Origin of the sequence: Bacillus sp. S2(2019) (assembly GCF_005144805.1) — a bacterium.
GTDB lineage: Bacteria > Bacillota > Bacilli > Bacillales > Bacillaceae > Bacillus > Bacillus altitudinis.
The window spans coordinates 343,408-363,949 of the sequence record NZ_SWFL01000002.1 but is presented as its reverse complement, the minus strand read 5'-3'; the positions used below and the strand labels follow the sequence as shown (position 1 = coordinate 363,949).

Sequence of the window (20,542 nt, the reverse complement as noted above, 5' to 3'; positions counted from 1 at the left end):
AAAAGAGTAGGTGACAGCTGATGCAACGAGTAACCAATTGTGTGCTGCATCACGAAGATCAAGTTCTCTTGCTGCAAAAGCCAAGACGAGGCTGGTGGGTAGCACCTGGCGGCAAAATGGAGAGCGGAGAATCGGTCAAGGATTCAGTCGTTCGAGAATTTAGAGAAGAAACAGGCATTTATATTTTAAATCCGCAGCTAAAAGGCGTGTTTACCTTTATCATAAAAGAAGGCGATCAAATCGTTCAAGAGTGGATGATGTTCACCTTTATGGCAGATTCCTTTACAGGAAAAAACGTATCAGAGTCGGAGGAAGGCATTTTAAAATGGCATGATGTAAAAGATGTGCCCAGCTTGCCGATGGCTCCAGGAGATTCCCATATCCTTGACTTCATGTTGAAAGGGAAAGGACTTCTCCACGGCACTTTTACGTATACACCAGATTTTGAGCTGATTGCTTATCGATTAGATCCTCAAGGAGACTAATAAATGAACCGTTTTCATAAAGAAGGAGAGGGAGCAGGCATGAATACGCACAAACAAGATGATATTCAGCTTGTGATTATTACAGGAATGTCAGGTGCGGGGAAAACCGTTGCCATCCAAAGCTTTGAAGACTTAGGTTACTTTTGTGTGGATAACTTACCGCCATCACTTTTACCGAAGTTTCTAGAGCTCATGAAGGAATCCAATTCAAAGATGAGCAAGGTGGCCCTTGTGATGGATTTGCGCGGACGCGAATTCTTTGATAGCTTAATTGCTGCCTTAGATGAGATGAGTGATATCGGCTGGATCACACCAAGGATTCTATTTTTAGATGCAAACGATAAGGTGCTAGTCTCAAGATATAAAGAAACGAGACGTTCTCATCCCCTTGCGACAACAGGTTTGCCGCTCGAAGGAATTGAGATGGAACGCGATCTGTTAGAAGAGTTAAAAGGCCGGGCTCAAATGATTTTTGATACATCGGATTTAAAACCCAAACAGCTTCGAGAAAAAATTGTCGCACACTTTGCCACGAGCCAAGGGCAGGTGTTTACAGTGAATGTGATGTCCTTCGGTTTTAAATACGGTCTGCCAATTGATGCTGATCTTGTATTTGATGTGAGATTTCTGCCGAATCCTTACTATATTGAGAGTATGCGTCCACAGACCGGAAATGATGAAGAAGTACGCTCCTATGTCATGAAATGGAGCGAGACACAAAAATTCACAGAGAAACTAATTGACCTTCTCAGCTTTATGCTTCCGTCTTATAAACGAGAAGGGAAAAGTCAGCTGGTGATCGCTATTGGCTGTACAGGCGGACAGCACCGATCAGTGACGCTAGCGAACTACTTATCGGAGTATTTTAAAAATGACTACTATACTCATGTCACTCACCGGGACATTGAAAAGAGAAGCAGAAAATAGATGACGACACTTCCAAAGGTGGTCATTCTTGGCGGAGGCACTGGCTTATCTGTTTTACTTAGAGGATTAAAGACAAAGCCAGTGGACATTACCGCCATTGTGACGGTAGCTGATGATGGAGGCAGCTCAGGCAGACTGCGGCATGATTTGAATATTCCGCCTCCAGGCGATATTCGCAATGTCCTTGCAGCTCTCTCTGATGTTGAACCGCTTGTAGAAGACTTATTTCAGCACCGTTTTAATAAAGGGAATGACTTAACAGGCCACTCTCTCGGCAACCTCATTCTTGCGGCTATGACGAATATAACCGGTGATTTTTTTCATGCCGTCACAGAAATGAGCAAGGTCTTAAATGTGAGAGGAAAAGTATTGCCAGCAGCGAATTCAAGTGTTGTTCTTCATGCGGAATTAGAAAACGGGCAAGTGGTAACGGGAGAATCAAAAATCCCAACCTATGGTGAGCGAATTAAACGAGTGTTCCTCACACCCGATACGATTGAGCCGCTCCCTGAATCGATTCAAGTCATTCGTGAAGCCGACTTGATCGTCCTTGGACCTGGCAGCTTGTATACAAGTATCTTGCCAAACTTGCTTGTACCGCATATTGGAGAAGAAGTGATTCGATCTAAGGCAAAAAAAGTCTATATTTGCAATGTCATGACACAGCCGGGGGAAACGCTTTCCTACAGTGCAGCTGATCATGTGCAGGCACTAAACGATCATATGGACCGACCATTTATCGATACGATATTTGTGAACAATAAAGAAATTCCAGAAGAAATCAAAGCAAAATATGCAGAAGAACAGGCGCAGCCTGTACAATTCGACACAGATGTACTCAAAGCCATGGGACTAGAAGTCATCCCAGGGGAAATTATTACATATGACCAGTATGTGATTCGTCATGATACGCTGAAAGTAGCTTCGCTGCTCGTCGATTTGCTGCATCAGAAAAAATAGGAATGGGGGTGGCAAGGATGTCATTTGCATCCGAAACAAAAAAAGAGCTGACTAATCTGGAAGTGAAGGACTGCTGCACAAAAGCAGAGCTTTCTGCCCTCATCCGTATGAACGGTTCATTATCTTTTTCTAATCGAAAATTGATTTTAGATATACAGACAGAGAACGCAGCCATTGCAAGACGTATTTATACCCTTTTGAAAAAGAAATACGATGTGACTGTCGAGCTGCTCGTTCGTAAAAAAATGAGATTAAAAAAGAATAATGTGTATATTGTCAGACTGGTAGAACGAGCGAAAACCATTTTAGAGGACCTGAAGATATTAGGTGAACAATTTGTATTTGAACGCAACATTTCAGAAGAACTTGTGAAGAAAAGATGCTGCAAGCGATCCTATATGAGAGGTGCTTTTTTAGCAGGAGGTTCTGTGAATAATCCAGAAACCTCTTCGTATCACCTTGAGATTTTTTCACTATACAAAGAACATAATGATGCTCTTTGTGAGCTCATGAATCAATTCCATCTTAACAGTAAAACACTTGAACGCAAAAAAGGCTTTATCACATACATGAAGGAAGCGGAGAAAATTACGGAATTCTTAAGTGTTGTGGGTGCTCATAACTCATTGCTTCGTTTTGAAGACGTGCGCATCGTCCGAGATATGAGGAATTCTGTGAACCGGCTCGTCAATTGTGAAACAGCAAACTTGAATAAAACGATCGGTGCCTCACTGCGCCAGGTTGAAAATATTCAATTCATTGACGAAAAGATTGGACTAGACGCCCTGCCAGATAAGCTGCGTGAAATTGCGCAACTGCGTATTGACTACCAAGAAGTCACATTAAAGGAACTTGGCGAAATGGTGGAAAGCGGCAAGATCAGCAAATCAGGCATTAATCACCGTTTAAGAAAGCTAGATCAAATTGCAGAACAATTAAGAAACGGACAAGCTGTTACACTCAAATAGGGAAATAAAAAAGGGAGGCAGATCATATGGTGGAAAAAACGGTCACAATTCAGCTGAAAACGGGTTTGCAGGCACGTCCGGCTGCTTTGTTCGTTCAAGAAGCCAATCGTTTTGGTGCTGATATTTTTCTAGAGAAAGATGGGAAAAAGGTCAATGCGAAGAGTATTATGGGACTGATGAGTCTTGCGATCAGCTCTGGGGTCACCGTCAAACTAATAGCTGATGGAGCAGATGAACAAGAAGCCATCGATGCGTTAACGGATTTTATCAATCAAGAAAACTGAGTCTCTTTCAAGGGCTCAGTTTTTTTAGGAGGGAAAGTTGTGATTCAATCAGCTTTTTTACAGAAAATTGGATACGAAGCCGCGTCCATTACCTTTGATCAATTGCCGGATTTACTAAGGAAGATGGCTTATACCTTTCCTTTTGAAAATAGATCTGTGGTGGGTAAACACGCCTATGCTTTGGATCAAGAAGGTTTGAAGCATCATCTTCTGGAAGGCAGCAGAGGTGGGCTTTGCTATGACCTCAATCCGCTCTTATATTATGTCTTAAAAGAGGCAGGTCTCGCCGTAAAGCTCGTTCAAGGGACCGTATATAACAAAGAAGCAGAGAAGTGGGCACTGGATGGGACGCATGTAGCCATCGTCCTTCAACATCACCATGAGTGCTACCTCATTGATGCAGGATTTGGTGTGAATTTACCCCTTCAGCCCGTCCCTTTTACAGGTGAATGGGTGGAAGCACCGTCCCTTCGTTTTCGCGTGAACGCAGAGGAAACAGAAAAAGGAACCCATCTACTCCAATTGGATAGGGGAGCAGGTGCTGAAACAGGTTATGCTTTCACATTAAAAGAAGTCGGTGAAGATACACTTGTGCAATTGCGGCATGAGATTTATGAAAATGAAGCCTCTCCTTTTAACAAAAGGCTGCTTGCATCCAAACTGACACCAACAGGTCGTGTGATCGTGACAGAGGATCATGTCACGATACATGAACAGGAAGAAGTATCGAAAAACTTGCTTCCTCAACCTTTTGAAGTATATGTACAAACACATCTTGCACCTAAATCATAGAGACAGTTTGCTTGAATGGTTGTCTTTGCGGATAGACAAACTCTTGTACCTACTGTCGCGCTTACGAATGTTAAATGTGCACCCCGGCTTGCCTAGCTGAATCGCTCATCCCCCTTTAGGCGTATGACTCACCGCTCATAATTGCTGTCAAAAAAGCCGGGGTTAGTATCGTACTTTATCAAGTGCTTTTCATCATTCTATTCCCCTAATATAATGAATCAATATAAGTGAACATGGAGGGATGCCAAATGGATGTATCGCAAAAATCGTTGAAAACAATGATAAGCAACACTAAACTAACAAAAAAGGAAGAAGAAATAGCGGAATACATTTTAAATAATGTAAGAGAAGCATGTCTTGTTACTTCAATAGAACTAGCTCATAGATTAAAAGTGAGTAATGCTACAGTTGTTCGATTCCCGAAAAAGTTAGGCTTTTCTGGATATAGTGACTTTCAAAAATATCTTAGAGAACAGTACTATGACAAAAGCTTAGCCATTTCTGATGATGTGACCATTCCCTCTGAAAGATTAAAATTAAGTTATGATAAAGTGATACAGTCAGATTTACTGAATGACAATTTAAAAATTCTTGAAAAAAATATATATTCTATTTCAGAGAAAAATTCATCTGAAGAGTTTAACAAGGCAATCAATTATATCATTGACGCTAGAAGAGTTTATATTTTAGGTAGTAGAGCTAGAACTGGGTTAACCGAAATAATGGGAGTTTTCCTAAATCAGATCATTGATCATGTAGTGATTAATAGTCAACAATCGTTTACTCCGTTTGATTCCTTAGCTTCATGTAGTCAGGATGATTGTGTCCTTATTTTTTCATTCCCAAGATACTCTGAAGTAGACTTTGCAGCAGCCAAAATGGCAAAAGAAATCAATGCGAAAGTTGTCATCATTACTGATAAAGCCACAGCACCTATAGCACATTTTGCTGATGTCCTACTTTTAGTTTCAGTGGATAGTAATGCATTCTTCAATTCTTACACACCTGTATTATTTTTAGCTGAGTTAATATGTACACATGTCAGTCGAGCGACAGTCGCTCATAGTGAGGAAAAATTAGAAAGAATTAATAAACATATTAGCCAGTTTGGTATGTATTAATAAAAAGTATAGTTGATATAAATATGATATGACCTTTGCAGGTGTATTTGAATTCTTTAAGGGAGGTCAAGCTTGTATGACTACAATCATGTATGACTCCAATAAAGTAGATTCGCAAAAAACGACCCACCAGTTTTTTTAATTGGTGGGTTATTGTTTGTTTACTTTACATGACTAATGGAGAAATTCTGAGAAACTGTGCATGTGTTGAGAAGATAAAAAATGGAACAGGACTAGGAAATGATAAACTTATATTTTATTTTTTGAAAATTTCAAAAAAATATTGTTATTAACAAAATGGTTATGATAAAATCAAAATGAAATAAATTCTTCATATTTTTTTAAAAAAGAATAAATGAAAACGCTTGCTTGTGTGGCTGGTTCTTCATGCTGATTTCTATAAAGTGTATTAATTCAAGTGATTTGGAAGAAATATTTAGTGTGAAAAAAAACCGGCATGTTTTTTAACAAGATAACTGACAGAAAAAGAAGCTTATATCATCATAATGATGAAGAAAATTATTCATTCATATTATTTTGAAGAATTTCAAAAAACATTTTATGTGTTGTAAAGGAGGAAGTATGTTGAATGATTATAAAGTAGGGAAATTAATGGATCAGCAGCTATTAAAGGAATTACGTGAAAAATTTTCGTTTCTATCCTTTGACCCAGACTATGGGGAAAGACTTTTTTTTGATAATTCAGGAGGCTCTTTAAGGTTAAAGGAAGCCATCAAGGTGAAAGAAAAGATTGATTTGTTACCGGATTGTCCAGAAAGGTACCATCAAAGAGCAACAGATCTGAATGATATGATGGACAAATGTAAGAATGATGTATTGAGTGTCATGTTCGGAGCTGAGTCAGGTTCTTTAATAACAGATTTAACAGCTTCTCAAGCCATGTTTAAAATGGTCTCAACTATTATTGAAAATGTTGAGGGAACGAATGCCGTCACGACTAATATTGAACATCCTTCTGCGTATGACTCATTAGAATTTTACTGTCAAAAGAACAATAAAGAATTTAGAGTTGCTAAAGCAAATGTGAATACAGGCTTTGTTGATCCCGAAGCGATCGCTGATAAAATTGACGAGAATACGATTTTGTTAAGCGTCATTGCTTCCAGTAATATTTCAGGAAATATCATGGATCTTGAAGGAATGATAAAAGCTGCTAGAAAGAAAAAACCAGATTTATATATTATTGTTGATGCAGTTCAGCATATGCCGCATGGGACTCTTCATGTAGAAAAGCTTGGTATAGACGGAGCAAACTTTGCTCCATATAAGTTTATGGCGTCAAGAGGTATTGGGTTCGCTTATGTTTCAGACAGATTATCGAAACTTCCACATCAAAAATTACTAGCAAAGGATGATCGTGAATGGGAACTTGGTTCACCAACACCTTCGCTATTTGCATCTATGTCAGCTGTTATCGACTATGTATGTTGGCTGGGTTCGTACGACAGTATTGAAGAAATGTCTAGAAGAGAGAAGTATCTAAAGGGTATGAAAAAAATAGTTCTTCACGAAAGAGCACTACTCCATCGACTTCTTGAAGGCAGTGATCAGATCGAGGGATTGAGATATATGAAGAACGTAAAAGTTTTTGCGGATGACCCTGATTTAACGAAAAGAGATCTCATCGTTGCGATGGGAATTCAAGGGATAGATGATGAACAACTAAGAAAGGATTATCAAGATCGAGGAATTACCGTTTATGAACGAGTGAATACTAGTGTCTACTCAAAACGTATACTCGAAGCCATTGGATTAACTGGTGCGATAAGGGTTTCACCGTTCCATTGTCATACAGAAGAGGACATCGATCAATTTTTATGTGTAACCAAAGAGTTATCTGAAACGAAGAGAATGAGCAAACTCATCAACTAGGGGGGAACTACTAATGAAGAAATTAGGTCTCGGTACAAAAGTATTTATTGGGTTTGTCATCGGTATATTGCTAGGTTTAATCTTTAAAGAAAAAATATTAATCATTAAACCTATTGGGGATATATTCTTAACACTCATTAAAATGATCGTGGTTCCGCTCATTTTTTTCTCCATCACTTCTGGAATCTTTAGTATTGGTGATGTTCAAAAATTAAAGAAAATCGGAACAAAGACGCTGATTTATTATATTGGAACGACTTTAATAGCAGGTGGAATCGGTCTTTTGGTTGCGCATATATTTAAACCGGGGAATGGAATTGATATTGATAGTATCAAGACATCGTCTGAATATAAAGCTGCCAATATTCCTACTTTTGGAGAGACGATATTAGGTCTATTTCCATCAAATCCTGTTCAGGCTCTAGCAGAAGGAAATCTCATGCAAATTATCATCTTTTCTATTTTCTTAGGGATATCCATCGTTTTAATAGGAAATAAATCAGTCACCCTTAGACATTTTTTTGAAGAAGGTACACAGGTAATGTATAAAATGACAGGAATCATCATGGCATTTTCACCTATAGGTGTGGCTGCTTTAATGGCTTGTACGATTGGGGAATACGGTTTGAAAATATTTGGGCCTTTGGGCAAATTTATTTTAGTTGATTATATCGGTTTGATTTCTGTCATCATTTTGATGTACTTGTTTATGTTAAAATTCATAGCGAAAATTCCCTTATCCAAGTTCTTTAAGTCAATCGGTAAAATTTGGGTAGTGACTGCGAGTACGACAAGCAGTTCTGGAACTTTACCTGTTACTATTTCTGTGACGAAAGAAGATTTTAAGGTGAAAGAGGAACTAGCGCAATTTACCCTTCCTATTGGAGCAACGATGAACATGAATGGTGCCGTTGTGTATTACTCTGCTGCCATCATTTTTGTATCCCAAATATATGGGATTGACATGCCAATTAGCCAGCAACTACTAGTCATATTAATGACAACTTTAATATCAGTTGGATCGCCCGGGATTCCTGGAGGTGGTATCGTTATGACCATTATGCTGTTAACTACATTAGGACTCCCTATGGAGATAGTTGGAATGATTGCTGGGATCTATAGAATCATCGATATGGGACACACCTCACTTAACGTGACAGGTGACGTAGTCAGTACACTGTGTATTGCGCGTAGTGAAAATATGATTGAAGATGAACAACTAAATGTGAATAAAATAAACGATATAAAATATTAAACGAGTTGATGTAAAGGTATAATTAACTTAATATTCTGTTTATTAAAAATAACATGATTGCTTAGTGATATATCTCATTTAGCAATATCAGTTGACACAACGTTTGCAGCCCGCAAGCAAACATGATAAAAAAGACAGCTCATCAAAGGGCTGTCTTTTTCATTGATTAACGAATCCTTGTAAATGTCGCATAGTGATCGGTCGTTTTATAAATGAGCCAGTCACTTGAATACACAAGGCGGTCAGCATTACGGAAACCGGAGACGTAGTTGATGTCGGCTTCACGCCATGTACGGCCGCTAGCTGATGGAAGGCGTCCCTCCCGATTAGAGAATACGTCTCCACCGATGCTTTTGCCTGGCGCGACTTCAGCTAAATTTCCTTTTGATGCCACCCATCCGAGGGCGCTCGCTTGTGATTTGGTGATGTAATTATCAGGTAGTCGTTTATAGCGGATTAAGTAATCTGCTACACCGTCAAAGGTATTAATGACGGCAAGGGTACGAAGGTCTGGTGCAAGCTGTACGGAAGCAGTCTCATTTGTGGCTGTTGGTGTAAGTGGTGTTTCTGCATGGACTTGCTGCGGGATAAATCCAGAAAACAGAATGGCAGCAATCAGAGCGAACAGAGTAAAAATCGAACTTATTTTTTTCATCTTGATCCTCCTCAAAAGGAAATGGGATGCCGTCCTCTTGATGCTTGTCTACCTCATATTATAGCACCGGCATATGAAGAGAATGTAAAGAATCAGGGTATTGGAAAAAATGAGGCTTTTTGACCTACTGTCTCTAGATGACATAAACAAAAAGACGCAGTTCCCTGCGCCTTTTTTCAATTAAGATGAGGCAAGCTCCTTCACAATATCAACAGGGGCTTTACCGTCAATTCCGTGAATCACATTATGAATGGCTCGTTTCAGCATAAGATCTCTTGTCGTTTCAGTAGCGGAACCGATATGCGGGGCAAGCGTGACATTGTCCATCTCTTTGAAAGGATGATCTTCCTGAAGCGGTTCTTGCTCATACACATCCAGACCAGCTCCTTTAATCCACCCTTCCTGCAGTGCTTGAATGAGGCTTTTCTCATCGACGGTTTTTCCTCGGGAGATGTTCACGAATAAAGCTGTCGGCTTCATTAATTTCAATTCCCGCTCTCCTATCATATGGTACGTCTCATCCGTCAGTGGTGTGATTAACACAATGATATCAGCTTGCTTCAGCAAGTCATCCAGTGCACAATATACAGCGCCATATGCCGATTCGGTTTTCTCGTTTCGGCTCCGGTTGTGATAGAGAACGTTCATATCAAAACCATGAGCGGCTCGTTTGGCTACTTGCTCACCGATTCGTCCCATCCCAATGATCCCAAGCGTTTGATGATGGACATCAATGCCGAATATATCTTCCTCTTGAACAAATTTTGTCCATTTTCCCTTGCGGATAAAACGATCAAGCTCGGCAATTCTCCTCGCAGAAGAGAGAATGAGCGAAAAGGCAAGATCAGCAACGGTATGATCGAGTGTATAAGGCGTGTGCGTACCAATCACGCCTCTTTGTCTCATGGCTTCTAGATCAAAATTGTCATAGCCGACTGAATTATTGCTCACCACCTTGAGTTGGGGTGCGTGATCTAATAAATCTTGATCAATTTTCGTACCAGATGTTAAAAGGCCATCAGCCTTCTGCAGCTTCTCAAATAACAGATCTCTTGGGATCGGGTCCTTTGACTGCCATACCTCGTATGTACAATGTTCCTTTAGCATGTCTTCAAAAGAGGCAGGTAAGGGTTTGGCGACAAAAATATGTGGTTTCATCATCAACTCGCTCCTTTCACATGGTCATCTTTCTCTTTTTATTATAAAGCAACCATTTTGGCAGTACACGTTTGAATATGAGTTGCTCAATATTTAATATACTGAAATAACGGAAAAGGAGAGATTTTTATAGTGAAAGAGTAAATGACATGGCCATCTGATGTCTTTTTACGATGTAGAAAAACGAGTGATTAGTAGATGAGTCATAGAAAAATGCTAGATGTTTCGAGAGATAATCTGACAAACTGGAAAATAGATCGAGACTTTTTGATAGAAAATTTATTATATTTGCAGTGTATTAAACGGGATGGTCATTTTCTACTAAACCTTTTCATCGTCTTTTGGTGAAATGAGAGCTATCGTTTGTAAGCAAAAGCCGCATATCCCCTGTGCTGAAGCGGAACAAAGAGCAAAATAGAGAAAATGCTTACATATTCTCTCATCGTTTTCTCATTTTTTTCTTTTTTTTCTATCATTTTTCTTCTCTATGCTTGAGAACACACAAGGGAAAAGGAGGCCAGGTAAGGCGTTACAATCACTTAAAAAAGATAGGAGATGACAGGATGGGATCAACATTAGAACAGATTCTTCAGCACAATGCAGATTTTGTGAAAGAGAGACAGTATGAGCCTTTCAAGGCGGGAAAATTTCCTGAGAAGAAATTGGTTATATTAACTTGTATGGATACACGCCTGTTGGAATTATTACCGCAATCCATGGGGCTTCGTAATGGTGATGCGAAGATCATTAAAAATGCAGGAGCCATCGTCACACATCCATTTGGCAGTGTCATGCGGAGTATTTTACTAGCCATTTATGAGCTGAAAGCAGAGGAAGTATGCATTGTCGGCCATCATGAATGCGGAATGGCAGGCCTTGCGGCAGACCCTTTACTTGAAAAGGCAAAAGCACGGGGAATTGAGGAAAAGTGTTTGAGCATTGTGAAAAGCGCAGGTGTCGATTTAAAGGGCTGGCTGACAGGCTTTGATTCAGTGGAAGAGAGCGTATCCCAAAGTGTGAAATTAGTCAAAGAGCACCCGCTCATGCCAAGTGATGTAGCTGTTCATGGACTAGTGATTCATCCGGCAACAGGAAAGCTGGATGTCGTTATAAAAGATAAACAGATCGACCCACAGTATACCTAAATCATCTACACATACTTGAAGGAGGCCAACACATACCATGCGTTTTTATGGAAGATTTGAAGGTTATGATTCATCAAAGTTTAGACGCGATTTAATCGCTGGGCTTGTCGTGGGCGTTGTGGCAATTCCTTTAGGCATGGCTTTTGCCATTGCATCTGGTGTCGGACCAGAATACGGATTATACACAGTCATCGTTGCCGGCATTTTGATTTCATTGTTTGGTGGTTCAAAGTATCAGATCGGCGGACCGACCGGGGCATTTGTTCCAATTTTATTCGGGATCGTCAGTCAGTACGGTATTGAAAACTTACTCATTGCTGGTTTTATGGCAGGCTGTATGCTTGTATTATTCGGAATATTCAAACTAGGGAAGCTCATGAAATTTATTCCTCGTCCGGTTATCATCGGCTTTACTGCCGGCATTGCTGTCATTATTTTTTCAGGACAGATTGCCAACTTCCTCGGATTAAAGGGTGTTGAAAAGCATGAAAGCTTTTTCCTCAATATGAGAGAAATCGTGGTCCATCTTGGTACCGCAAACAGTTTCGCCATTCTCACAGCGATTGTTGGGCTCATCGTGATTTTGGCGGCACAAAAATACATTCCCAAAATACCTGGTGCTCTATTAGGTCTACTTGTTTCAACATTTATAGCTGTTCTCTTTTTTCAAGGACAAGTTGAAACCATCGGCTCTGCGTATGGCGAAATCCCTCGTCAGCTGCCAACTTTCGCTTTTCCTGAATTGACGATTGAAAAAATGATTTATCTGCTGCCGCCGGCTATTGTCATTGCCCTTTTAGGCGGCGTGGAGTCCATCTTGTCAGCTATGGTTGCTGATAATATGAAAGGCTCAAAGCATGACAGCAACAAGGAGCTTGTCGGGCAAGGAATTGCCAATATGGCGGCACCGCTTTTCGGAGGGATCCCAGCGACGGGAGCGATTGCTCGTACGGCAACAAACATTAAAAATGGTGGAGCAAGCCCCATTTCAGGAGTCGTGCATGGTGTTGTTGTCTTGCTCATCTTAATGTTATTTGCACCATATGCATCGATGATTCCACTTGCTGCCATGGCACCGATTTTGATGTTTGTGGCGTGGAATATGAGTGAGAAAAAAGAGTTTATCAATATTGTCAAAGTCAAAAATGCGGATTCCCTTGTGCTTGTCGTGACCTTCCTGCTAACGGTCATCGGTGATTTGATTATAGGGGTGACTGCAGGTCTCATTTTAGCGTTTATCGCCTTTATCAAAAAAATGAGCCAGACAACGAATATCCACACAAATGTCGCTGTTCCTCAAATCGAAACGGCGGCTGCCTTAGAAAGGGAGACCGATCAGAAAGGGGTTAGTATGTATTCGATTGAAGGGCCACTCTTTTTCGGTACAACCGATTCATTGGAAAATTCGATTTTGGATCATGTTCAGACAAAGCCGAAAACACTCATTTTGCTTATGAACAAAGTGAATTATATGGACACCTCAGCAGAAGCGGTTCTGATGAACATTTCCAATCGTTTAAAGCATCACAATGGAAAATTGATGATTGTAGGGCTTCAATCACAGCCAAAAGAGCTTTTGCATCGTACCGGACTTTTCCATCACATTGGAAAGCAGCATTTCTTTGAACGAACGGACGATATTTCACCACAGCAGCTATAAAAGGCTAAAAAAAGCACGTGACATGTCAGTCACGTGCTTTTTACCTGCTCTTTTTCACTAGAAAACCGTTGTGTGAGTTTCTGTTGATGGGAAGAGAAGACCTCTTCTACTGTTACATCATAGAGATCAGCTAGAACAAGTAGATTTCCTAAGACATCTCCCATTTCTTCAATAAGGTCCTTCCTTAACGCGGCGTCCTCCTGTGTTTTCTCATCAGGTCGATCGCGTCCAATTTCGACCGCCCTGACTGCGCGAGCGAGTTCACCTGTTTCTTCCATCAGGAAACCTAACCTGATAAACGGCCCGTATTCTGTCCAATTTCTCATTTTGTAGAAATCTTTGATCCATTTTTCCATTTCAGTTGTTTGCATTCTCTTTATACAGCTCCTTATATGGTGTTCATCTTCTGATTTTACACTATATATAGATGGAGCGGCTGTTTCTTTACAATGAATTATAGTAGAATGAGTGGGTGAAGAAATCATAGAGAGAGATGGAGCTGTTTTGATGAAAACGATTTGTGTGTTTGCTGGTTCGAATCCAGGTGTGAATGACATCTACAAACAAAAAGCTGTCGAGCTAGGGGCTTATATGGCAGAGCAAGGAATCCGCCTTGTATACGGTGGCTCACGAATTGGCTTAATGGGAGCTATAGCGGATGAGGTATTGAAAAACGGCGGGCAAGTGATCGGAGTCATGCCAAAAGGGCTTTTTAGAGGAGAAGTTGTGCATCAAGAGCTCACTGAACTCATTGAAGTCAAAGGGATGCATGAACGAAAAGCGAAAATGAGCGAGCTGGCCGATGGGTTTATTGCCATGCCAGGTGGTTTTGGTACATATGAAGAATTATTTGAGGTGCTATGTTGGGCGCAAATTGGCATCCATCAAAAGCCAATCGGATTGTATCAAGTGAATGACTATTTCAATCCGCTCATAGACATGGTGAAGTTTAGTGTAAAGGAAGGTTTTTCGAATGAATCACACCTTCAATTGCTACATGCCTCTGGAGAACCGGAAGAATTGATTTCACAGATGGCTTCCTATCAAACACCGTCTCTTCAGCAGAAATGGACGGAGCTGTCTTAAAATAGATGCATAACAAAAAACCGTCTGTTCAAAGAGCAGACGGTTTGTTTTGTGATTATTTTTGTTCTTCTGTATTACGGGTCAAGACTTTGTCAATGAGTCCGTATTGAAGTGCTTCTTCCGCTGTTTTGAAGTTGTCACGATCTGTATCGCGCTCAATGACTTCAATTGGCTGACCAGTACGTTCAGCAAGTACTTGGTTCAGTTTATCGCGTAAAGAAAGGATTCGTTTTGCCGCAATTTCAATTTCTGTTGCTTGACCTTGCGCACCACCTAGTGGTTGGTGAATCATCACTTCACTATTTGGAAGGGCATAACGCTTACCTTTTTCACCAGCAGCAAGCAGGAACGCACCCATAGATGCAGCCATACCAATACAAATAGTTGATACCTTTGGTTTAATAAATTGCATCGTATCATAAATGGCCATACCAGCTGTGATCGAACCGCCAGGGCTGTTAATGTAGATAGAGATATCTTTTTCTGGATCCTCGGCTTCTAAGAAGAGAAGCTGTGATACGATGGAGTTGGCAACATTGTCATCGATCGCAGAACCAAGCATGATAATACGGTCTTTTAAAAGACGAGAATAAATGTCGTAAGCTCTTTCCCCACGATTTGTTTGCTCAATGACTGTAGGTATTAAATTCATAATGTTCCTCCTTCACCTTTTAGGTAAGTATGTAATTCAATGATACATTTTTGGTCAATAAAGGTCAAACAAAATGCTGACCTAAAATCAAATACCCCTATCCATTTTCCCCAAAACTCTTCCACTTCAAACCATCATATGAGTATATGTATGGGAATGAAGAAAATGCATCGACAGGGATAGCGATTAATCATTGCTTTCTTGCAGCATTTCCCTTATAATTTGATATGCTGACGTTTAAAAACATATCGTGCGCTCGTAGCTCAGTTGGATAGAGCGGTGGTTTCCGGTACCACGTCTGCCGGGGGTTCGAATCCCTCCGAGCGCGTCTATAGTATCCGATAGGATTGGATTTATAATTTGTGAAAAAGCTGAAAACCCTTTGAAATAAAGGGTTTTTTTGTTTTTTATGAGTGGTATTGTGTGAGTAAATTGAGAGGAACTTCACTATTTATTAGAGAGTTCATTTTGTATCGAAAAGCACAGATTAAAATTGTTAAAAAGACAAATTTTCTTTATGATAGCAATCAAGTAAACTTAATCTATTATTGGAGTATAAAGTCAGTGCATCAATATTCTCAAAGCTTGTTCAACGAAAAGGGCAGAATTCCTTAATAAGGAGGCACTAATGAATTGTGAAAGTGTTTTACATCAAATTGAAGTAGCTGTTAAAACATTAATAAAAATAGTCAGTCAATTAGAAGAAGCTGATTTACGAAAAAGACCAACACCTCATAAGCAGTCTATCGGAGAGTTGCTGGAACACATTGCGATTATTTGTGAAGCTGACTGGCGTATTGCGAATGAGGCGACCCAAGAAGAGATGGAAACATTTTATGCTAATGTATCATATAAAACTGTAAAGTCGATAGAAAAAGGCTTAATGACTAATTTTCATTCATTAAAAAATAATTATATGAAATTATCGGACACAGAACTACTGTCTCGTACCACTTCCTATTGGGGTGTGACATATACAAGGTATGAATGGTTGTTAGAGATATTAGCACATGTTTATCATCATAGGGGACAATTACATGCTATGCTTGTTCACTGTTACAATCAAGACCCCAAAATTTTAATGTTTGAATGATGTTCTTCAACTAAAGGGTGTTTTACTTTAATAAGACCCTGTAATAACACCTATCGTGTCGGGGGATACATTCTCCACGTGTGCATTTGACCTGGTTCACGATAGAAAAAGGTTTCTCGAACCCTCTCCATCAGAAGAGGGTTTTTTTGTGTGGCGCTCACTTCTAAAACTTTACATCTAAGCCACACTGTTTATGTTATAATTAATAATCATTCTCAATTAAAGGTGGTTTCGTAAGTGAAAAAAATGATTTGGCTTATGAGTCTGCTGGCAGTATTGTTGGTGGCTTGCGGGCAGAAAGACAATAAAGAACAAGAATCAAATACTCGTACATATACAACTGAAACGGGTGAAAAGATCACCATTCCTGACAAGCCGAAACGAATTGTTGTGTTAACAGCACAGCTTGGAAATTTTAAAAAGTTAGGTGTGACACCTGTTGGCATGACAGATGTTTATCCTAAATCATCCTTTTTAGATGAAACAGGTGTGAAGAGGGTGCCGATAGAAAATGTGGAGGCAATCGCCAAACTGAAGCCTGATCTCATCATTGCTTATTCACAAAATGATCAAGTTGAAAAATATAAAAAGATCGCAAAAACAATCACTTTCACAACAAGTGAACATAGCTTTAAAGAGATGCATATTGAAATCGGAAAGATTCTTGGAAAAGAATCGTTAGCGAAAAAACAAATACAAGAAATGGACGAGCAGCTGAAAAAAGACGGCAAAGAGGTCAAAGCAAAAATTGGTGAAGACAAGACGTTCTCCATCATGGATGTGCAGCCTAAGCAAGTGTATTTATTTGGTACAGACTTTGGCCGCGGTGGGGAGGTCATCTATCAAGGGTATGGATTTAGCCTGCCTGAAAAAGCGGATAAGGCTCTTCCGAAAGAAGGGTATCTCGGTATTTCATTAGAAGAGATGAATGAGTATACAGGTGACTATTTACTTGTACCAACAAAGGATGGAAAAGCACCGAATCCTGATATCACAGGCAGCGGTGTATGGAAGAAGAATAAAGCAGTGAAACAAGGACATGTTTTATCCTATTCAATCAATGAATTTATCTATGCTGATCCAATCTCAATTGAAAAACAGTCTGCTGCGTTTAAACAAATGCTACTTAAAAATTAATAAAAAGAAGACAAAGCACTTAAACAGGAGGCTTTGTCTTTTTTTCTGCTATCCTCTTAAAATACTAGCCATAAGACTCATTTCTGCTCTTTTCAGGCGTATTTGTTGAGCCCGATCACTGTATAAGATTAACATGGAAGGGAATTGACAATAAGGAGAGGATTCTTGTGGCGAAGGTTTTAATGATTACGTTCCCAGCTGAAGGACATGTGAACCCAATGTTAGGAATGATAAGAGCATTTGTTGATCGAGGTGATGAAGTGCATGTGGTCACAACTGAACATTATCAAAAGCGGATCAAACGCTTAGGCGCTCACATACATATACATCCAGATTATATTCGGACATTAAGTGTGGAAGAAGACGATTTGGAATCCATGCAGCCATTTTTTCATGCCATGCTACAAACGTCATTAGACATTTTAGAAGTGGTGGAAACTCTTTCTCAACAGCATTCATTTGATTTGGTCTATTTTGATATGTTTGGAGCAGGTGAGCTTGTGCGGGATTACTTACAGATTCCAGGCATCGGTTCGAATCCTTCTTTTGTGCTGCAAGAGGCACATTTTGATACACCTCTATACAGAAAGGATGAGAAGGCGGCTCATCTGTTAGAAGAAATACATGAACGTTTTGGCGTTCAGCCAACACATTTGATGCAATTCATGAAAAACCGCGGAGAACTGAATATGGTGTATACAAGTGAATATTTTCAGCCGTCTGTTGATGCATTGGATGATTCGTTTGTCTTCATTGGACCGAGCTTTCTAAAACGTGCTGACCAGCATGATTTCCCGTTAGAAACGCTTGAGCGAGAGAAGGTCGTCTTTATTTCAATGGGAACGGTTCTAGGAGATACTGAAGCATTCTTTAATATGTGTATTGATGCCTTTGCCGACTTTGATGGAAAAGTGATTCTCGCAACTGGTGAAAAAATCGACATGTCTCTCCTAAAAGAAGCGCCATCTCATTTTCTCATCGAGCCTTATGTGCCGCAGCTTGAAGTCCTTGAACTGACAGATGTGTTTGTGACCCACGGCGGGATGAATAGTGTCAATGAAGGTATTCATTATCATGTTCCAATGGTTGTCATCCCAGTTGACAAAGATCAGCCGATGGTGGCAAAAAGACTGACGGATCTCTCTGCTGCTCGTGCACTCGATAAAGACGAGCTGACAGCAAAGCAGTTGAGAGATACTGTAGAAAGTGTACTGGGAAGTGACACGTACCGTGCTGGAATTGAAAAGATTGAAGAAAGTTTCCAAACAGCAGGTGGAACAGAAAAAGCATTACGTGTCATTGATCAGTTTATGCAAGCGAAACAGACTCAATCATGAGTCTCTCAGCGTGTAGACAAACCCTCGAATTCGCCCGCAGGTCTGTGCGCTGGTGCTCGCCCTTCCTAGACTGCAAAGGTTTTCTTTCACGCTGAAAAGAAGACAAAGAGCTAAAATAAAGATCATTTTAGCTCTTTGTCAACAATCTGACAGACTCAATCATGAGTCTGTTTTTTCGGTGAAAAAAGACATTGTATTTCCCAGATCTGTATGCTAATATTCAATTCGTAATCATTTCGATTAATAATCGTAATGATTACGATAAAATGAACATTTGGGGGAAGTACATATGAATCATCAACCTGATTACATAAAGAAAAAGGACGAGAAAAAGCAGTCCTTTGTGACATATATCTTGATGCTGTTTTCAGTCATGGCTTGTTTTCTATTGGCATCTTGTTCTGAAAATAAGACCTCTTCCAGTTTAAGTGGAAGAGAAGATGATGAACTGGTGTATGCAAGTACAAAAGATATAAGAGACATTAATCCCCATCTATATGGCGGGGAGATGGCCGCTCAAAATATGGTGTTTGAATCGCTTGTTGTGAATACGGAAAAAGGCATTCAACCTGCCCTGGCCCAAAGCTGGGATATTTCTAAAGATGGAAAAACCTACACATTTCATCTTCGAGAAAACGTGACTTTTTCAGATGGTGAGCCATTTAATGCGAAGGCTGTCAAAATGAATATTGATGCAGTTGTCAAAAATATTGAAAAAAATGCTTGGCTCAATCTCGTGTCAGAAATTAAATCCACAAAGGCTGTAGATGAACATACTTTTGTTCTCACATTGAAGGAGCCCTATTATCCAACATTAGAAGAACTTGGTTTAACACGTCCATTCCGTTTTATTTCTCCCAAAAGCTTTATTGATGGCACCACATCAAAAGGCGTCAAAGGTTATGCAGGTACAGGTCCTTATGTGTTAAAGGAACATAAGAAAAATCAATATGCCATTTTTGAAGTGAATCATCACTATTGGGGAAAGAAGCCAAAGATTTCAACAGTGAAATGGAAGGTCATGCCGGATCACCAAACGATTTTACTCGCTCTGCAAAAAGGGGAGATCGACCTCTTATTTGGAGCTGATGGTGACATGATCGACGGAGATTCATTTCAGGCTTTAAAAGAAGCTGGTCAATATGGGGTAACCGTGAGTCCTCCTGTTGGATCAAGATCTATTGTGATCAACTCCAATCAACCAATAACACAAGATCCAAAAGTAAGAGAAGCATTTCAATATGCCATTCAAAAAGAGATGATTACAGAAGGGATTTTAAATGGAACTGAACAGGTGGCACATACACTGCTCGCCCCATCAGTCCCTTACGCAAATATTCCGCTTAAAAAGAAAACCTATCAAAAAAAGAAAGCAGAGGCATTATTAGATGAGGCAGGCTGGAAGCTAAAAGAAGACGGCTATCGCTATCAAAAAGACAAGCCGCTCAGCGTGACCATTTATTATAATTCGGATAATGCAGGTGAAAGAACGATTAGTGAATCGATTCAGCAGGACTTCAAGCAGGTTGGAATCAAGCTGGATATTAGAGGTGAAGAAAAACAGGCATTTTTAGATCGTCAAAAAACAGGAAAGTTTGATCTTATGTACTCTCTATCTTGGGGACTTCCTTATGACCCTCAAACATACGTCTCTTCATTTCGTGTTGCATCCCATGCTGATTATCAAGCTCAGTTAGGATTGAAAAAGAAAAAGTGGCTGGATGAGACCATTACGAAAGTATTGGTGGAGCCGGATGAGCAAAAGAGGGCACAAATGTACCGAGATATTTTGACGTATATTCATGATGAAAATGTGTATATCCCTATTTCCTATTCTGTGACAAAGGCCGTTTATAATAAGCGCCTCAAAGGTGTAGATTTTCATGTATCTCAGTATGAAATTCCCTTTGATCGAATGTATTTTTCGTCATAAA

19 protein-coding genes, 1 tRNA gene and 1 pseudogene are annotated in these 20,542 nt (G+C 39.9%); 17 read left to right on the top strand and 4 right to left on the bottom strand.

The features are described from left to right. The first annotated feature begins 20 nt into the window (after positions 1-20). The 9 genes from FBF75_RS07030 (at position 21) to FBF75_RS06990 (ending at position 8,685) form a co-directional block, all read left to right on the top strand. Positions 21-485: an 8-oxo-dGTP diphosphatase gene (locus FBF75_RS07030; RefSeq protein ID WP_008348133.1), complete on the top strand. Its 465-nt coding sequence runs from the start codon at positions 21-23 to the stop codon at positions 483-485. 39 nt (positions 486-524) lie between these two features. Continuing rightward, entirely contained in the window at positions 525-1,412 is an 888-nt protein-coding gene (gene rapZ, locus FBF75_RS07025; RefSeq protein ID WP_024719879.1) for an RNase adapter RapZ, read from the top strand. Beyond that, entirely contained in the window at positions 1,413-2,372 is a 960-nt protein-coding gene (locus tag FBF75_RS07020) for a gluconeogenesis factor YvcK family protein (protein WP_136944571.1), read from the top strand. It abuts the gene before it with no gap. A 17-nt stretch (positions 2,373-2,389) separates the two neighbouring features. Beyond that, positions 2,390-3,340 carry a DNA-binding protein WhiA gene (gene whiA, locus FBF75_RS07015; protein WP_008348125.1) on the top strand — a complete coding sequence of 317 codons (951 nt, stop codon included), beginning with the start codon at positions 2,390-2,392 and terminating at the stop codon, positions 3,338-3,340. Between the two features lie 26 nt (positions 3,341-3,366). After that, positions 3,367-3,624 (top strand): HPr family phosphocarrier protein, encoded by a 258-nt coding sequence (locus tag FBF75_RS07010; protein WP_008348124.1) that lies wholly within the window; start codon positions 3,367-3,369, stop codon positions 3,622-3,624. Positions 3,625-3,663: 39 nt separating this feature from the next. Then, positions 3,664-4,416, top strand: coding sequence for an arylamine N-acetyltransferase family protein (locus FBF75_RS07005; protein ID WP_136944570.1), 753 nt, complete (start codon positions 3,664-3,666; stop codon positions 4,414-4,416). Between the two features lie 248 nt (positions 4,417-4,664). Further along, a complete protein-coding gene (locus FBF75_RS07000) occupies positions 4,665-5,537 on the top strand; it encodes a MurR/RpiR family transcriptional regulator (protein WP_039963728.1) in 873 nt (290 codons plus the stop codon). Between the two features lie 582 nt (positions 5,538-6,119). After that, a complete protein-coding gene (locus tag FBF75_RS06995) occupies positions 6,120-7,430 on the top strand; it encodes an aminotransferase class V-fold PLP-dependent enzyme (RefSeq protein WP_240692319.1) in 1,311 nt (436 codons plus the stop codon). Positions 7,431-7,443: 13 nt separating this feature from the next. Further along, positions 7,444-8,685 carry a dicarboxylate/amino acid:cation symporter gene (locus FBF75_RS06990; protein WP_136944568.1) on the top strand — a complete coding sequence of 414 codons (1,242 nt, stop codon included), beginning with the start codon at positions 7,444-7,446 and terminating at the stop codon, positions 8,683-8,685. Between the two features lie 166 nt (positions 8,686-8,851). On the opposite strand, the pseudogene FBF75_RS06985 reads toward FBF75_RS06990, so the two are convergent. Continuing rightward, positions 8,852-9,178, bottom strand: a pseudogene (locus tag FBF75_RS06985) (ribonuclease); the annotation flags it as partial. A 342-nt stretch (positions 9,179-9,520) separates the two neighbouring features. Next, positions 9,521-10,498, bottom strand: coding sequence for a 2-hydroxyacid dehydrogenase (locus FBF75_RS06980; RefSeq protein ID WP_240692318.1), 978 nt, complete (start codon positions 10,496-10,498; stop codon positions 9,521-9,523). Between the two features lie 563 nt (positions 10,499-11,061). Between FBF75_RS06980 and FBF75_RS06975 the strand changes: the two genes are divergently transcribed. Beyond that, positions 11,062-11,643, top strand: coding sequence for a beta-class carbonic anhydrase (locus FBF75_RS06975; RefSeq protein WP_025208023.1), 582 nt, complete (start codon positions 11,062-11,064; stop codon positions 11,641-11,643). Between the two features lie 37 nt (positions 11,644-11,680). Further along, the gene (locus FBF75_RS06970) at positions 11,681-13,303 is read left to right on the top strand and encodes a SulP family inorganic anion transporter (protein WP_136944566.1); all 1,623 of its coding nucleotides are present in this window, start codon (positions 11,681-11,683) and stop codon (positions 13,301-13,303) included. 29 nt (positions 13,304-13,332) lie between these two features. Here FBF75_RS06970 and FBF75_RS06965 read toward each other — a convergent pair whose 3' ends face one another. Then, positions 13,333-13,674 carry a MazG nucleotide pyrophosphohydrolase domain-containing protein gene (locus tag FBF75_RS06965; protein WP_017368102.1) on the bottom strand — a complete coding sequence of 114 codons (342 nt, stop codon included), beginning with the start codon at positions 13,672-13,674 and terminating at the stop codon, positions 13,333-13,335. Positions 13,675-13,810: 136 nt separating this feature from the next. Here FBF75_RS06965 and FBF75_RS06960 point away from each other — a divergent pair, with 136 nt between their 5' ends. Further along, on the top strand, positions 13,811-14,389 hold the full coding sequence (locus FBF75_RS06960; RefSeq protein ID WP_060781447.1) for an LOG family protein: 579 nt from the start codon (positions 13,811-13,813) through the stop codon (positions 14,387-14,389). A gap of 55 nt (positions 14,390-14,444) precedes the next feature. On the opposite strand, the gene clpP is transcribed toward FBF75_RS06960, so the two are convergent. Beyond that, on the bottom strand, positions 14,445-15,041 hold the full coding sequence (clpP, locus tag FBF75_RS06955) for an ATP-dependent Clp endopeptidase proteolytic subunit ClpP (RefSeq protein WP_007500118.1): 597 nt from the start codon (positions 15,039-15,041) through the stop codon (positions 14,445-14,447). A gap of 252 nt (positions 15,042-15,293) precedes the next feature. Between clpP and FBF75_RS06950 the strand changes: the two genes are divergently transcribed. The 5 genes from FBF75_RS06950 (at position 15,294) to nikA (ending at position 20,541) form a co-directional block, all read left to right on the top strand. Beyond that, positions 15,294-15,369 (top strand) — tRNA-Arg (locus FBF75_RS06950). A 300-nt stretch (positions 15,370-15,669) separates the two neighbouring features. Then, positions 15,670-16,134: a DinB family protein gene (locus FBF75_RS06945; protein ID WP_136944565.1), complete on the top strand. Its 465-nt coding sequence runs from the start codon at positions 15,670-15,672 to the stop codon at positions 16,132-16,134. A gap of 246 nt (positions 16,135-16,380) precedes the next feature. Continuing rightward, a complete protein-coding gene (locus tag FBF75_RS06940; RefSeq protein WP_240692335.1) occupies positions 16,381-17,271 on the top strand; it encodes an ABC transporter substrate-binding protein in 891 nt (296 codons plus the stop codon). A 167-nt stretch (positions 17,272-17,438) separates the two neighbouring features. Continuing rightward, positions 17,439-18,608 carry a macrolide family glycosyltransferase gene (locus tag FBF75_RS06935; RefSeq protein WP_136944563.1) on the top strand — a complete coding sequence of 390 codons (1,170 nt, stop codon included), beginning with the start codon at positions 17,439-17,441 and terminating at the stop codon, positions 18,606-18,608. Positions 18,609-18,897: 289 nt separating this feature from the next. Further along, on the top strand, positions 18,898-20,541 hold the full coding sequence (nikA, locus tag FBF75_RS06925; RefSeq protein WP_025208017.1) for a nickel ABC transporter substrate-binding protein: 1,644 nt from the start codon (positions 18,898-18,900) through the stop codon (positions 20,539-20,541). The last annotated feature ends 1 nt before the right edge of the window (position 20,542 follow it).

Excerpts from the sequence above, each read along its gene's own strand:
- FBF75_RS06960 (WP_060781447.1), top strand. The coding sequence starts at position 13,811 with ATGAAAACGATTTGTGTGTTTGCTGGTTCGAATCCAGGTGTGAATGAC.
- FBF75_RS06990 (WP_136944568.1), top strand. The coding sequence starts at position 7,444 with ATGAAGAAATTAGGTCTCGGTACAAAAGTATTTATTGGGTTTGTCATC.
- FBF75_RS07000 (WP_039963728.1), top strand. The coding sequence starts at position 4,665 with ATGGATGTATCGCAAAAATCGTTGAAAACAATGATAAGCAACACTAAA.
- FBF75_RS07010 (WP_008348124.1), top strand. The coding sequence starts at position 3,367 with ATGGTGGAAAAAACGGTCACAATTCAGCTGAAAACGGGTTTGCAGGCA.
- FBF75_RS06970 (WP_136944566.1), top strand. The coding sequence starts at position 11,681 with ATGCGTTTTTATGGAAGATTTGAAGGTTATGATTCATCAAAGTTTAGA.
- FBF75_RS06965 (WP_017368102.1), bottom strand. The coding sequence starts at position 13,674 with ATGCAAACAACTGAAATGGAAAAATGGATCAAAGATTTCTACAAAATG.
- FBF75_RS06975 (WP_025208023.1), top strand. The coding sequence starts at position 11,062 with ATGGGATCAACATTAGAACAGATTCTTCAGCACAATGCAGATTTTGTG.
- FBF75_RS06945 (WP_136944565.1), top strand. The coding sequence starts at position 15,670 with ATGAATTGTGAAAGTGTTTTACATCAAATTGAAGTAGCTGTTAAAACA.
- FBF75_RS07020 (WP_136944571.1), top strand. The coding sequence starts at position 1,413 with ATGACGACACTTCCAAAGGTGGTCATTCTTGGCGGAGGCACTGGCTTA.
- whiA (WP_008348125.1), top strand. The coding sequence starts at position 2,390 with ATGTCATTTGCATCCGAAACAAAAAAAGAGCTGACTAATCTGGAAGTG.
- nikA (WP_025208017.1), top strand. The coding sequence starts at position 18,898 with ATGAATCATCAACCTGATTACATAAAGAAAAAGGACGAGAAAAAGCAG.
- FBF75_RS06940 (WP_240692335.1), top strand. The coding sequence starts at position 16,381 with ATGATTTGGCTTATGAGTCTGCTGGCAGTATTGTTGGTGGCTTGCGGG.
- FBF75_RS07030 (WP_008348133.1), top strand. The coding sequence starts at position 21 with ATGCAACGAGTAACCAATTGTGTGCTGCATCACGAAGATCAAGTTCTC.
- FBF75_RS06995 (WP_240692319.1), top strand. The coding sequence starts at position 6,120 with ATGTTGAATGATTATAAAGTAGGGAAATTAATGGATCAGCAGCTATTA.
- clpP (WP_007500118.1), bottom strand. The coding sequence starts at position 15,041 with ATGAATTTAATACCTACAGTCATTGAGCAAACAAATCGTGGGGAAAGA.
- rapZ (WP_024719879.1), top strand. The coding sequence starts at position 525 with ATGAATACGCACAAACAAGATGATATTCAGCTTGTGATTATTACAGGA.
- FBF75_RS06980 (WP_240692318.1), bottom strand. The coding sequence starts at position 10,498 with ATGAAACCACATATTTTTGTCGCCAAACCCTTACCTGCCTCTTTTGAA.